This window comes from Mesorhizobium alhagi CCNWXJ12-2 (assembly GCF_000236565.1).
GTDB lineage: Bacteria > Pseudomonadota > Alphaproteobacteria > Rhizobiales > Rhizobiaceae > Allomesorhizobium > Allomesorhizobium alhagi.
In genome coordinates, this window is record NZ_AHAM01000172.1 from 55,142 (window position 1) to 67,910 (window position 12,769).

The following is a 12,769-nucleotide window of genomic DNA, read 5'->3' on the forward strand; positions in this document are numbered from 1 at the left end:
GCATGGCAGGCTTTTTCTGGTCGCTGCTAGGCATTCTGGCTGGCGCGTTCATCGCGATACAGGCGCCTGTCAATGCGCAACTGGCGCGCGACCTCGGCCTGTCGGTGGCAGGGGCCGCTTCGTCTTTCCTCGCCGGCGCCATCGTGCTGGCGATCGTTTCCGCCGTGCTCGTGCAGGTGCAGGGCCTGGCGCTCAATTGGCGGGCGCCGGCACCGTGGCTCTTCGTAGCGGGAGGCTGCCTGGGCGCGGCTTACGTTACCAGCGCCGTCATCCTGACGCCCCGTTTGGGTGCTGCGGCGCTGATGGCTTTCCTAGTCACCGGGCAGTTGCTCGCCGGCATGCTGATCGACAGGGTCGGCTTGCTCGGCGTGGCGGTACGGGAAATTTCCGTAGGCCGAGTCGCGGGAGCGCTGCTGCTGCTCGCCGGTGCGCTGATGATCCGTATCTACTGATGCGCGTCGACCTGTTCGACTTCGACCTGCCGGAAGACCGGATCGCGCTGCGTCCCGCCGAGCCGCGCGATGCCGCGCGGCTGCTTGTTGTCAGGCCAGGTGAGGGGGTCGAGGACCGCGGCGTGGTCGAGCTGCCGGCGCTGCTTCAGCCCGGCGACGTGATGATCTTCAACGACACCAAGGTGATACCGGCGCAGTTGAAGGGCGTGCGGCGGCGCGGCGACGCGTCGGCGCAGGTTGACGCGACGCTGCACATGCGCGTGGCCCCTGACCGCTGGCTGGCTTTTGTCCGGCCGGGAAAACGCGTGGCGGCTGGCGACCGCATCCATTTCGGCCATGACGGCAATTCGTGTTTCCTCGGCGCGCTCGACGCGACCGTTATTGAGAAGCGCGAAGGCGGCGAGGCGCTGCTCGCCTTCGACCTGTCCGGCCCGTTCCTGGACGAGGCACTGCATGCGGTCGGGCACATCCCGCTGCCGCCCTATATCGCATCGAAGCGGCCGGACGACGAGCGCGACCGCACGGACTACCAGACGATCTTCGCCCGCGACGAGGGGGCCGTCGCCGCACCCACCGCCGGACTGCATTTCACGCCGGAACTGTTCGCGGCACTCGACGCGCGGGGCATCGAACGGCATTTCGTCACCTTGCATGTCGGGGCGGGGACTTTTCTCCCGGTCAAGGTGGACGACACCGCCGACCATAAGATGCATGCCGAAAGCGGCAGCGTATCGGCGCAAACGGCTGCGGCGGTGAATGCCGCCCGGGCGCGCGGCAGCCGTGTGGTATCGGTCGGCACGACTTCGCTCCGGCTGCTCGAAAGCGCTGCGCGCGATGACGGAACACTCACCGAGTGGTCGGGCGCGACCAGCATCTTCATCACGCCGGGCTACCGCTTCAGAATAGTCGACGTGCTGATGACCAATTTCCACCTGCCTCGCTCCACGCTGTTCATGCTGGTCTCGGCGTTCAGCGGGCTGGAGACGATGCGCGCGGCTTATGCGCATGCGATCGAAAACGGCTACAGGTTCTACTCCTACGGAGACGCCTGCCTGCTTTTCAGGGCTCAGAACCAGTAGTCGGAGACCTTCCGGCCATCGCGGGGCAGATCCTCGAACGTGTCGAACCCGTCGAAATGGTCGATCGGTATGTCCGCGACAGCCGCCGGCTCCGCAAGCCGGACGTTCACGGCGATGCGCCGGCGACCGCTTGTCTTTCCTGTTCGGTTCGCCCGCCACGAGACGACACAGCCGCATTCGGGGCAGAAATTGAAATCCAGGTGTTTCCCCCGCGAATAGGCTTTTGTCGGGCCGGACACGGTGACGTCTTCGCCCTCATGCCCATAGATCCACAGCGCTCCGTAACGGCGGCAGACAGTGCAGTTGCAGGCCGTCGCCCCTTCCGGCGTTGCCTCGAAGCGCCAGTTCACGGCGCCGCAGTGGCAGGAACCCTCGATCATCGTTCGCCTCGACCAGTCGCTCTCACCCATAGCAGGGTATGCGGGCAAGTCTTTCCCGGCAAGCATTGCCGCCGAGATCAAGCGGGTTGCAGTCGCCCGATTGTCTTGACGCCCTGTGGCCGCTAAGGGCAGGGCATGAACCAGACATTCTCCTTTTCCCTCCTCGCCACCGACGGCAAGGCCAGGCGCGGCGAGATCTCGATGCCGCGCGGAACGATCCGCACGCCGGCCTTCATGCCGGTTGGCACCGGCGGCACCGTCAAGGCCATGTATATGGACCAGGTGCGCGGCGTCGGCTCCGACATCATCCTGGGCAACACCTATCACCTGATGCTGCGGCCCGGCGCCGAGCGCGTCGCGCGGCTCGGCGGTCTGCACGAATTTGCCCGCTGGCCGTATCCGATCCTGACCGATTCCGGCGGCTTCCAGGTCATGTCGCTGTCGAAGCTGCGAAAGCTCAACGAACAGGGTGTGACCTTCCGCTCGCATATTGACGGCGCGGCCTACGAAATGTCGCCGGAACGCTCGATCGAAATACAGGGCCTGCTGGACTCGGACATCCAGATGCAGCTTGACGAGTGCACCGCGCTGCCGGCCAAGGACAAGGAAATCGAGCGCGCCATGGAGCTTTCGCTGCGCTGGGCCGAGCGCTGCAAGACGGCGTTTGGCGAGCAGCCGGGCAAGGCGATGTTCGGCATCGTGCAGGGCGGCGACGATGCACTGCTGCGCGAGAAATCGGCGCGGGCGCTGGCAACGATGGATCTGAAGGGCTATGCGGTCGGCGGGTTGGCGGTCGGCGAGCCGCAAGCGGTGATGCTCGAAATGCTGGAGATCACCTGTCCCGAACTGCCGGCGCAAAAGCCGCGCTACCTGATGGGTGTCGGCACGCCAGACGACATATTGAAATCGGTCGCCCGCGGCATCGACATGTTCGATTGCGTGATGCCGACGCGTGCCGGCCGCCACGGCCTCGCCTACACAAGGCGCGGCAAGGTCAACCTGCGCAACGCCCGCCATGCCGACGATCACCGCCCGCTCGACGAGGAGAGCGACTGCCCGGCGGCGCGCGATTATTCCCGCGCCTATCTGCACCATCTGGTCCGCTCGCAGGAAGCGCTCGGCGCGATGCTTTTGACCTGGAACAATCTTTCTTACTACCAGAGCCTGATGGGCCAGATCCGCGACGCGATATCGGCCGGTGCGTTCGAGGAACGGACTGCAGAAATCACCGAAGGCTGGGTCAAGGGCGACCTGCCGCCGCTTTAGGGAGTGCCGAGAATCAGGTGACGCCGGGATTCACTTCCTACCCTGCGGGTAGATCGTCTCGCCGCGCTTGAGCATCTCGACGAAAGCCGCGATCTTCTTCTTGCGGCCCGCCTCGGTCTTCATGTTGTGGGTGCGGAAGGCGAGGGCAAAGCGGTTCTGTGCGCTCAATTTCGCGAGCATTTCCCTTGCCTTGGGCTCGGCGTCGATCGCCGCCTGGAGGTCGTCGGGAATTTTCATGTCCTTTCCGCTCTTATAGGCGCGGTCCCAGCGCCCGTCGGCCTTGGCCGCCTCGACTTGCGCAAGCCCGTGCTCGGTCATGCGGCCTTCCTCGATCAGCCGGGCGACATTGTCGACGTTGATCTGGCCACAGACGCTCTTCATGCCGCGCGGCGTGTAGCGCTGCAGATAGCTCTTGTCGTCGAAACCTTTGCGGATCGCGTCGATCCAGCCCCAGCAGAGCGCCACGTCGATTGCCTCCTTGGGGGTGATCGATGGTAGGCCCGAACCCACCTTGTGGATCTTGATCCAGACTTCGTCTTCCGTGTCATGATGGTTGCCGAGCCAGTCGTAGAAGCTCTCGGCGTCCTTGAACTCGTGAACCTTTTCGGGATCGACCGTGAAGGGCGCCATCGGGATCTTTCGCTCTGTGTGCTCGGTGCATTTTGATGACTGCAGGTGATGCCGGACACCGGCCCGCCGCCGAAGCCGTGCTGATTCCATCATAGCATACGTGGAACGGAGGCATGGCTTCAGCGGCCTGCCGAACCGACGCCGGCGGAACTTGTCGCCTTCTGCCCAATCCGTTTTCAACAGGCGCAGGCAGCCTGCCGCGAAATTGGGCAAAGGCCTGATCGCGCCCGCGTCCCAAGCGATTGCGCTTGCTTTTCCCGGCAGACGCAATTGAAATGCGGGGACAGGGGAGTTCGTGCGTGGTCGCTTTCGACGAGATGCTGCCGGAACCAACCGGACTGCGAAGACCATATACCGGATATGACGGCTGGCTGAAGAACCAGGATCCGGCACGATTGACCGAAAAGATGCGCGACGCCGAACGGGTCTTCCGCAAGACCGGCATCACCTTCGCGGTCTATGGCGAGGAGGAAGCGGCGGAGCGGCTGATCCCCTTCGACATCGTGCCGCGCATCATTTCCGGACATGAATGGCGGCGGCTGACGCAGGGCATCGAGCAGCGCGTCCAGGCGTTGAACGCGTTCCTCGACGACATCTACCACCGCCAGGAAATATTGCGGGCCGGTCGCGTGCCGAAGGAACTGGTCGCCAACAATGAGGCGTTCCTGCCCGAAATGATCGGCGTGCGCCCGCCCGGCGGCGTTTATACCCATATCATCGGCGTCGACATCGTGCGTATCGGCGAGGACGAGTTCTACGTGCTCGAGGACAATGCGCGCACGCCTTCCGGCGTCTCCTACATGCTGGAGAACCGCGAGACGATGATGCAGCTCTTCCCCGAGCTGTTTCAGCGGATCAAGGTCCGGCCGGTGGAGAACTATCCGCAGCTTCTGCGGCAGTCGCTGGCGACGCTGCGGCCGAACGGCATAACGGACGCGCCCTGCATCGCGGTGCTGACACCGGGCAGCTACAATTCCGCCTATTTCGAGCATGCCTTCCTGGCCGACCAGATGGGCGTCCAGCTCGTCGAGGGCCATGATCTGCGGGTCGTTGACGGCCATGTGGCGATGCGCACGACCGAGGGCTACAAGCAGATTGACGTGCTCTACCGGCGCGTAGATGACGCCTTCCTCGATCCGCTGACCTTCAATCCGGATTCGGCGCTCGGCGTGCCCGGCATCATGGATGTATACCGCGCCGGCAACATCACCATCGCCAACGCTCCGGGGACCGGCATAGCCGACGACAAGGCGATCTATTCCTACATGCCGGAAATCATCGAATTCTACACCGGCCGTAAGGCGATCCTCGGTAACATCCCGACCTGGCGCTGCTCGGAGCCCGACAGCCTGAAATACGTGCAGGAGCACCTCGCCGAACTGGTGGTCAAGGAGGTGCACGGTTCCGGCGGCTACGGCATGCTGGTCGGACCGGCGGCGAGCAAGAAGGAGTGCGAGGATTTCGCCAAAAAGCTTGCCGCCAAGCCGTCCAACTACATCGCCCAGCCGACGCTGTCGCTGTCTACCTGCCCGATTCTGACCGAGAAGGGGCTGGCCCCGCGCCATGTCGATCTGCGGCCGTTCGTGCTGGTCTCCGACCGCATCCAGATCGTGCCGGGCGGGCTGACGCGGGTGGCGCTGAAGGAAGGCTCGCTGGTCGTCAATTCATCGCAGGGGGGAGGGACGAAGGATACGTGGGTGCTGGATGATTAGGGGTTGGTGAATAGGCAGTAGGCAGTAGGCAGTAGGCAGTTGATGGTCGAAGTCCGAGAAGACGTGCTCATAGGCAAGGCGATCGAATCCTACCGGGATTTGCGCGTCTGGCAGGCTGCCATCGAGTTGACGGTCGCGTGCTACACAGAAACGAAGAGCTTCCCGACAAGCGAAACCTACGGGCTGACTTCGCAGATCAGACGATCGAGCACGTCAATCGCCGCCAACATTGCCGAAGGTTACGGACGGGACAACACCGGATCGTACATTCAATTTCTTCGCATAGCGCAGGGATCGCTCAAGGAATTGGAAACTCACGTCATAATCGCAAAGCGGATCGGATATCTGGATTCAACTCAAGAGGAATTTCTCCTTCAAAAATCCGAGCACATTGGAAAGATGCTCCGCGCCTTAATGCGAAGCGTGCAGAGGACGACTTGAATGCTTTCATCGGTCCACAATTTTCTATTTGCCCACTGCCCACTGCCTACTGCCTACTGCCTGTTTCCCCGTCGCCGCTCGCTGCTCCCCAGGATGCCCTGACATGCTCCTCGGTCGCACCGCCAACGGTCTCTACTGGATGAACCGCTATATCGAGCGGGCTGAGAACATGGCGCGGCTGGTCGATGCCGGGTTGCGCATGGCGCTGACCAGGACGGCGAGTTCGGCGGAGGAGTGGACCTCCGTACTTCTGAGCGCCGGATGCGAGACCGAGTTCCGCAACCGGTATGACGATCTTTCGGCCGGACCTGTCGCGGATTTCCTGCTGCGCGACAAATCAAATCCTTCCAGCGTCATGTCGTCGATCGAAACCGCGCGCAGCAATGCGCGCATGGTTCGCACCGCGCTGACCCGCGAGACCTGGGAGAGCATCAACGAAGCCTGGATGTCGCTGAAGCGCATGCTCGCTGACCCGATCGACGAGCGCGAACTGCCCAAGGTGCTCGACGCCATCAAGCGCGAGACGGCGCTGATACGCGGCGCATTCTACGGCACCATGCTGCGCAACGAGATCTTTGACTTTTCGCAGATCGGCACATTCATCGAGCGGGCCGACAATACGGCGCGCATTCTCGACGTGAAATACTACGTGCTGCTGCCGTCGATTTCATGGGTGGGCTCGTCTCTCGACAATTATCAGTGGGAATCGATCCTGCGCTCTGTCTCGGCGCATCGCTCATATCGCTGGGTCTATGAGGCCGACTACCGCCCGACCAACATCGCCGATTATCTCATCCTCGACGGCCGCATGCCGCGCTCGCTGGCCTTCTGCTACCGCAACATTTCGCAAAGCCTGAACTATCTCGATGAGGCGTACGGCATGCGCCATGTGTGCCACAAAACGGTCGCCGAGACGCTGGCCAAGCTGAAGGTCGGGTCGATCAAGGAGATATTCGATTCCGGCCTGCACGAATTCCTGATGGACTTCATCCGTGACAATTACCGGCTGGGCGATGAGGTCGCCGAGCATTACCGATTCCACTGATGGCGGGCGGTCCGATGCGTCTGAAGATCACCCACCGCACCGAATACCGCTACGACTTTCCCATCCAGTATGGCCTGCAGCGGCTGAAGCTGATGCCGAATGGCGGCGCCTGCCAATCGGTGCAGTCCTGGTCGCTCAACATCGAAGGCGCGCGCGAGGAGGTGCGCTTCACCGACCAGTTCGGCAATGACACAAGGCTGGTCAGCATGGAGGGCGAGCCGCATATCGTCAGCGTCGAGGCCGCGGGCGAGGTGCTGACGCACAACAAGGCCGGCGTGACCGGTGCGCATCAGGGCTTTGCTCCACTCTGGCTGTTCGAGCGGCAGACGCCGCTGACCGAAGCCGGCGAGGGCATACGTGACCTCGCAGCCTCGATCAGCGGCGGTTCCGACATCGAACGGCTGCACCGCTTGATGAACGTGATTGGCGAACGCGTCGTCTATACAGCCGGCGTGACCGATGCCGCCACAACCGCCGAGGCGGCGCTGACGCTGAAGAGCGGCGTCTGCCAGGACCATGCGCATATCTTCATCTCGGCGGCGCGGCTGCTCGGTTTTCCCGCGCGCTACGTGAGCGGCTATCTGATGATGGACACCGCCACCGAGCAGGCGGCCAGCCATGCCTGGGCCGAGGCCCATGTGAAATCGCTCGGCTGGGTTGCCTTCGACGCCGCCAACGGTATCTCCCCCGACGAGCGTTATGTGCGGCTGGCGACCGGCCGCGACTATCGCGACGCCGCCCCGGTGTCGGGGATTAGGATTGGACAGGCGGCGGAACAGCTTGCGGTCCGTATCACTGTGGAGCAGTAATTTCCGGCAAATTCACCGCCGGAAGAGATTCGATGACCTATTGTGTCGGCCTCAAGATCGATCGCGGGCTGGTGTTCATGTCGGACACCCGCACCAATGCCGGGATCGACTCGATTTCGACTTTCCGCAAGATGCACGTCTGGGAAAAGCCCGGCGAGCGCGTCGTGGTCCTGATGTCGGCCGGCAATCTGGCCACCACACAGGCGGTGGTGAGCCTGCTCGACGAGCGCATGAAGGCGGTGAAAGACCGCACGCCGACTGTTTTGGCAACGCCGTCAATGTTCCAGACAGCGCGGTTGGTCGGAGACACGGTCAAGGAGGTGATCGCCGATTCGACGCCGGCCGGAGAGCGCGCCGATTCCTATTTCAACGCCTCCTTCATCGTCGGCGGCCAGATTCGCGGCTCCGCGCCGCGCCTGTTCCTGATCTATCCGGAAGGAAATTTCATCGAATCGACCGACGACACGCCGTTCTTCCAGGTCGGCGAGACCAAATACGGCAAGCCGATCATCGTCAGGGCCTATGACCGAACCATGAGCTTTGCCGAGACGGTGAAGCTGCTCATGGTTTCGTTCGATTCGACGCTGAAATCGAACCTCTCGGTCGGCTTGCCGCTCGACCTGCTGTTCTACGAGAACGACACGTTCAGGGTGGCGCTCAACAAGCGCATCGGCCATGATGATCCATATTACCGGACCGTTTCGGACGGCTGGTCGAACGCGCTGAAACTGGCCTTCAAGAGCCTGCCCGATTTTCCCGAATAGATGCGCCCGGCCTACGGCCGGCAAAGGAGGGGTGCTTGGACAGCGAAGAGTTTCGCAAATGGTCGCATGTTGCGGCCGAATGGGGCGCCGACTACCGCGCGATGCTGCGCGACCGGCCGGTGCGGGCGCGCACGCAGCCCGGCGCGATAGCAGCGCAAATAGCGCCTTCGCCGCCCGAGGCGGCGGAGTCCATGGAGGCGATCTTCGCCGATTTCGAAGAGCAGATCTTGCCAGGCATGACGCATTGGCAGCATCCGCGCTTCTTCGCCTATTTCCCGGCCAACGCCGCGCCGGTCTCGGTCGTCGCCGAATATCTGGTTTCGGCGATGGCCGCGCAGTGCATGCTTTGGCAGACCTCGCCGGCGGCGACCGAACTCGAAACCGTGATGATCGACTGGCTGCGCCAGGCGCTCGGCCTGCCCGAAGGCTTTTCCGGCGTCATCCAGGATTCGGCCTCGTCGGCGACGCTCGCCGCTGTACTGACCATGCGCGAGCGTGCGCTCGACTGGCAGGGCAACCGCGCCGGACTGTCCGGGCACAAGGCCCTTCGCGTCTATTGCTCGGAGCAGGTGCACACCTCGGTCGACCGCGCCATCTGGGTCGCCGGCATCGGCGGCGACAATTTGGTGCGCATCCCGACCAGCGGACTCTGGCGGTCAATGGATGTCGGCGCGCTCGAAGCGCAGATTATCCGCGACAGGCAGGCAGGATTGCTCCCGATCGGGATCATTCCTTGTGTCGGCGGAACCAGCGTCGGTGGTACCGATGACGTTGCGGGCGTATGCGCCGTGGCGCGAAAGCACGGGCTATACGTCCATGTTGACGCGGCCTGGGCCGGATCGGCGATGATCTGCCCTGAGTTTCGGCATTTCTGGGCCGGCGTCGAGGACGCCGATTCCGTCGTCTTCAACCCGCACAAATGGCTCGGCGCGCAGTTCGATTGCTCTGTCCAATTCATCCGCGAGCCAGAAAGCCTGGTGAAAACGCTTGCCATCCAGCCGGAATATCTGAAAACCCACGGCAAGGACGGCGTCATCAACTATTCCGAATGGTCGGTGCCGCTCGGCCGCCGCTTCCGTGCGCTGAAACTGTGGTTCCTGTTGCGGGCCTACGGGCTCGAAGGCCTGCGGACGAAGATTCGCGACCACGTCCGCTGGAGCGAGGCGCTGGCGGCCAGGATCGGCCGTGAGCCGCGCTTCGAGATTGTCACCGAGCCGATGCTTTCGCTGTTTTCGTTCCGCCATCGTGCCCCGGAAGGGCGTGACGGCGACGAGCACAATCTGCGGCTCGTCAACGCCGTCAACGATGCTGGCCGCATCTATCTCACCCAGACCCGGGTTGATGGGCGCGTGGCGATCCGCTTCCAGGCCGGTCAGTTCGAAACGACCGAGGCCGACGTCGACGCGGCTTTCGACGCGATCACGGATGCGGCCGAATTGCTGAATTGAGTGAAGAGCCGCCTCTATTAGCAGCCTAGGCTATTTCGGTCGAATTCGACTGTGAGGAGGATTGACAGCCGACCGCTTTCGTTTTCGTATGATAAAGCCAAAAACGAAAGCGGAGGATCGGAAATGTATCTGTCGGCGCGGCATTCCGAAATCGTACAGATGGCCAAGGACAATGGCCGCGTGCTCGTCGACGATCTCGCTTCCCATTTCGGTGTGACGCCGCAGACGATCCGCAAGGACCTCAACGATTTGTGCGACCAGCGCCTGCTCAGCCGCATCCATGGCGGCGCGCTCTTTCCCTCCGGCATCGAGAATATGGAGTACGAGGCGCGACGCAAGATCGCCTCCGACGAGAAGGAGGCGATCGGCAAGGCCGCGGCGCGGCTGATCCCGGACAATGCCTCGCTGTTCATCAATATCGGCACCACGACGGAAGCCGTCTCGAAGGCGCTGCTCGACCATGTCGGGCTGATGGTCATCACCAATAACATCAATGTCGCCAACAGGATGCGGGTATATCCTGGCATCGAGGTGGTGATTGCCGGCGGGGTGGTGCGCGGCTCCGACGGCGGCGTGGTCGGCGAGGCGGCGGTCGATTTCATCAAGCAGTTCAAGGTCGACTACGCGGTCATCGGCGCTTCGGCCATCGACCATGACGGCGCGCTTCTCGATTTCGATTTTCGCGAAGTGAAAGTGGCGCAGGCGATCATCGCCAACGCCCGGCACGTCATACTAGTATCCGACGCGACGAAATTCGAGCGCACCGCGCCGGTGCGGATCGGCCATCTTTCGCAGGTGGACACCTTTATTACCGACCATTGCGACATCGCGACGGTGCGCCGCATCTGCGAGGAGACAGAGGTGCAACTGATCGAAACGTCGCGCTGAGCGGCGGCTTTCGGCGCATACAAAAGCGTAAATTTTGCTCGGCTCCGATTTTCGTTTGACATTCGTTCCAACTTCGAAATAATTCCCATATGGTTTCGAAACGGCATAATATGCTGCACTGCGAAACTCTGGAGGAATTTTTCTTTGGACGCGGTTCCCATCCATGACATTTTCGTCATTGGCGGCGGCATCAATGGCTGCGGCATAGCCCGCGACGCCGCGGGCCGGGGCTATTCGGTCTTCCTCGCGGAGATGAACGATCTCGCCAGCGGTACGTCCTCCGGCTCGACCAAGCTGATTCATGGCGGCCTGCGTTATCTCGAGCATTACGAATTCCGCTTGGTGCGAGAGGCACTGATGGAGCGCGAGGTGCTGTGGAAGGCGGCGCCGCACATCATCTGGCCGATGCGCTTCGTTCTGCCCTACGCCAAGGGCCTGCGCCCGGCATGGCTGATCAGGCTCGGGCTTTTCCTTTATGACCATATTGGCGGGCGCAAATTGCTGCCGCCGACGCGCACGCTCGACATGACGCGGGATCCGGCAGGAAAGCCGCTCAAACCCTTGTTCCGCAAGGCCTTCGAATATTCGGACGCCTGGGTCAATGACGCCCGACTGGTGGTGCTCAACGCCCGCGACGCGGCTGAGCGTGGCGCGACGATCCGGACGCGAGCCAAAGTGGTGCGGGCGCGGCGCGAGACCGGCCACTGGACGATCGACGTCGAGAATCTGCCCGACAAGACGGTCGAGACGGTGAAGGCCCGCCTGATCGTCAACGCGGCCGGGCCGTGGGTGGACAGGGTGCTCGCCGGCGCAGTCGGGCAGAACGATGTCCACAATGTCCGCCTGGTTCAGGGCAGCCACATTGTCGTTCAGAAGAAATTCGATGATCCTCGCGCCTATTTCTTCCAGAATAAGGATGGCCGGATCATTTTCGCCATTCCCTACGAAGGAGATTTCACGCTGATCGGCACGACCGACCAGGACTATCTCGGCGACCCGCGGGAAGCGAAGATCACCGACGCGGAGATTGATTATCTCTGTGCGGCTGCCAGCGAGTATTTCGTCGAGCCGGTGCGGCGCAAGGACATCGCCTGGACCTATTCGGCGGTGCGCCCGCTCTATGACGACGGCGCCTCGAAGGCGCAGGAGGCGACCCGCGACTACGTGTTGAAGTCGGATGTGCCGGATGGGCAGGCCGCGATAGTCAATATATTCGGCGGCAAGATCACCACTTACCGGCGTCTGGCCGAATCCATGCTGGAAAAGGTCGAGGAGCATCTCGGAAAGCGCGGCAAACCCTGGACCGCCAGCGCGCCGCTGCCGGGCGGCGATTTCCCGGCGACCGGTTTCGCTGCGGAGGTGGCGAAGCTGAAATCCGCCTATCCATTCCTCGACCTTGGCCATGCGCAACGGCTGACCAGGCTCTACGGCACGCGGGCCAAAACTCTGCTAGGCTTGGCGCGGTCGCAGTCCGATCTCGGCCGGCATTTCGGGGCCGATCTCTACGAGGCGGAAGTGCGCTACCTGATGAACCAGGAATGGGCAGTGACGGCGGAAGATGTTTTGTGGCGCAGGACCAAGCGTGGTTTGAAGCTGACGCCGGAGCAGACAAACGCTCTCGACCGCTACATGAGCGGCGCGCGCGGCGCGATAGCAGCAGCAGAATGAACGGCACAATGGGCAGGATGGCCTTGGAGGAGGCGCAATGCTGGAACTGAGAAACGTAACCAAGACGGTGGCCGGCGCGGACCACATCAGGGATGTGTCGCTGACGCTCCAGCATGGCTCGCTCAACGTGCTTCTTGGGCCTACGCTCTCGGGCAAGACCAGCCTGATGCGGCTGATGGCGGGGGTC

General features: G+C 62.6%; 13 protein-coding genes and 1 pseudogene. 12 read left to right on the forward strand and 2 right to left on the reverse strand.

Features of this window, described 5'->3' with window-relative positions:
* Positions 1-2: 2 nt before the first annotated feature.
* Both MAXJ12_RS19975 and queA read left to right on the forward strand, forming a co-directional pair.
* Positions 3-452 carry a DMT family transporter gene (locus MAXJ12_RS19975; protein WP_008837785.1) on the forward strand — a complete coding sequence of 150 codons (450 nt, stop codon included), beginning with the start codon at positions 3-5 and terminating at the stop codon, positions 450-452.
* Complete coding sequence (queA, locus tag MAXJ12_RS19980; protein ID WP_008837786.1) at positions 452-1,531, forward strand: tRNA preQ1(34) S-adenosylmethionine ribosyltransferase-isomerase QueA; 1,080 nt, start codon at positions 452-454, stop codon at positions 1,529-1,531. The genes MAXJ12_RS19975 and queA overlap by 1 nt, the downstream gene beginning before the upstream one ends.
* Here queA and MAXJ12_RS19985 read toward each other — a convergent pair.
* Positions 1,519-1,911, reverse strand: a complete 393-nt coding sequence (locus MAXJ12_RS19985) for a GFA family protein (protein ID WP_008837787.1) — start codon at positions 1,909-1,911, stop codon at positions 1,519-1,521. The two genes, queA and MAXJ12_RS19985, sit on opposite strands and share 13 nt — an antisense overlap.
* A gap of 135 nt (positions 1,912-2,046) precedes the next feature.
* On the opposite strand from MAXJ12_RS19985, the gene tgt reads away from it, so the two are divergent.
* On the forward strand, positions 2,047-3,177 hold the full coding sequence (gene tgt, locus MAXJ12_RS19990) for a tRNA guanosine(34) transglycosylase Tgt (RefSeq protein ID WP_008837788.1): 1,131 nt from the start codon (positions 2,047-2,049) through the stop codon (positions 3,175-3,177).
* A gap of 30 nt (positions 3,178-3,207) precedes the next feature.
* Here tgt and MAXJ12_RS19995 read toward each other — a convergent pair whose 3' ends face one another.
* Positions 3,208-3,807 carry a YdeI/OmpD-associated family protein gene (locus MAXJ12_RS19995; RefSeq protein ID WP_008837789.1) on the reverse strand — a complete coding sequence of 200 codons (600 nt, stop codon included), beginning with the start codon at positions 3,805-3,807 and terminating at the stop codon, positions 3,208-3,210.
* A gap of 299 nt (positions 3,808-4,106) precedes the next feature.
* On the opposite strand from MAXJ12_RS19995, the gene MAXJ12_RS20000 reads away from it, so the two are divergent.
* From MAXJ12_RS20000 to MAXJ12_RS38935, 9 genes and pseudogenes are all read left to right on the forward strand, one after another.
* Positions 4,107-5,519: a circularly permuted type 2 ATP-grasp protein gene (locus MAXJ12_RS20000; protein ID WP_008837790.1), complete on the forward strand. Its 1,413-nt coding sequence runs from the start codon at positions 4,107-4,109 to the stop codon at positions 5,517-5,519.
* Positions 5,520-5,561: 42 nt separating this feature from the next.
* Positions 5,562-5,960 (forward strand): four helix bundle protein, encoded by a 399-nt coding sequence (locus tag MAXJ12_RS20005; RefSeq protein ID WP_008837791.1) that lies wholly within the window; start codon positions 5,562-5,564, stop codon positions 5,958-5,960.
* Between the two features lie 103 nt (positions 5,961-6,063).
* Positions 6,064-7,005 carry an alpha-E domain-containing protein gene (locus MAXJ12_RS20010; protein WP_008837792.1) on the forward strand — a complete coding sequence of 314 codons (942 nt, stop codon included), beginning with the start codon at positions 6,064-6,066 and terminating at the stop codon, positions 7,003-7,005.
* A 14-nt stretch (positions 7,006-7,019) separates the two neighbouring features.
* Positions 7,020-7,814: a transglutaminase family protein gene (locus MAXJ12_RS20015; protein ID WP_040587024.1), complete on the forward strand. Its 795-nt coding sequence runs from the start codon at positions 7,020-7,022 to the stop codon at positions 7,812-7,814.
* Positions 7,815-7,846: 32 nt separating this feature from the next.
* Entirely contained in the window at positions 7,847-8,578 is a 732-nt protein-coding gene (locus MAXJ12_RS20020) for a proteasome-type protease (protein WP_008837794.1), read from the forward strand.
* Between the two features lie 35 nt (positions 8,579-8,613).
* Entirely contained in the window at positions 8,614-10,026 is a 1,413-nt protein-coding gene (locus MAXJ12_RS20025; protein WP_008837795.1) for a pyridoxal phosphate-dependent decarboxylase family protein, read from the forward strand.
* A 123-nt stretch (positions 10,027-10,149) separates the two neighbouring features.
* Positions 10,150-10,914 carry a DeoR/GlpR family DNA-binding transcription regulator gene (locus tag MAXJ12_RS20030; protein ID WP_008837796.1) on the forward strand — a complete coding sequence of 255 codons (765 nt, stop codon included), beginning with the start codon at positions 10,150-10,152 and terminating at the stop codon, positions 10,912-10,914.
* Positions 10,915-11,058: 144 nt separating this feature from the next.
* Positions 11,059-12,582 carry a glycerol-3-phosphate dehydrogenase gene (glpD, locus tag MAXJ12_RS20035; protein WP_008837797.1) on the forward strand — a complete coding sequence of 508 codons (1,524 nt, stop codon included), beginning with the start codon at positions 11,059-11,061 and terminating at the stop codon, positions 12,580-12,582.
* 37 nt (positions 12,583-12,619) lie between these two features.
* Positions 12,620-12,769: pseudogene (locus MAXJ12_RS38935) on the forward strand (ABC transporter ATP-binding protein); the annotation flags it as partial.

Bases quoted from the DNA above. Each gene is read 5' to 3' on its own strand.
- MAXJ12_RS19985 (WP_008837787.1), bottom strand. From the start codon at position 1,911: ATGATCGAGGGTTCCTGCCACTGCGGCGCCGTGAACTGGCGCTTCGAG.
- MAXJ12_RS20005 (WP_008837791.1), top strand. From the start codon at position 5,562: ATGGTCGAAGTCCGAGAAGACGTGCTCATAGGCAAGGCGATCGAATCC.
- MAXJ12_RS19995 (WP_008837789.1), bottom strand. From the start codon at position 3,807: ATGGCGCCCTTCACGGTCGATCCCGAAAAGGTTCACGAGTTCAAGGAC.
- queA (WP_008837786.1), top strand. From the start codon at position 452: ATGCGCGTCGACCTGTTCGACTTCGACCTGCCGGAAGACCGGATCGCG.
- MAXJ12_RS20010 (WP_008837792.1), top strand. From the start codon at position 6,064: ATGCTCCTCGGTCGCACCGCCAACGGTCTCTACTGGATGAACCGCTAT.
- tgt (WP_008837788.1), top strand. From the start codon at position 2,047: ATGAACCAGACATTCTCCTTTTCCCTCCTCGCCACCGACGGCAAGGCC.
- MAXJ12_RS19975 (WP_008837785.1), top strand. From the start codon at position 3: ATGGCAGGCTTTTTCTGGTCGCTGCTAGGCATTCTGGCTGGCGCGTTC.
- MAXJ12_RS20015 (WP_040587024.1), top strand. From the start codon at position 7,020: ATGCGTCTGAAGATCACCCACCGCACCGAATACCGCTACGACTTTCCC.
- MAXJ12_RS20020 (WP_008837794.1), top strand. From the start codon at position 7,847: ATGACCTATTGTGTCGGCCTCAAGATCGATCGCGGGCTGGTGTTCATG.
- MAXJ12_RS20030 (WP_008837796.1), top strand. From the start codon at position 10,150: ATGTATCTGTCGGCGCGGCATTCCGAAATCGTACAGATGGCCAAGGAC.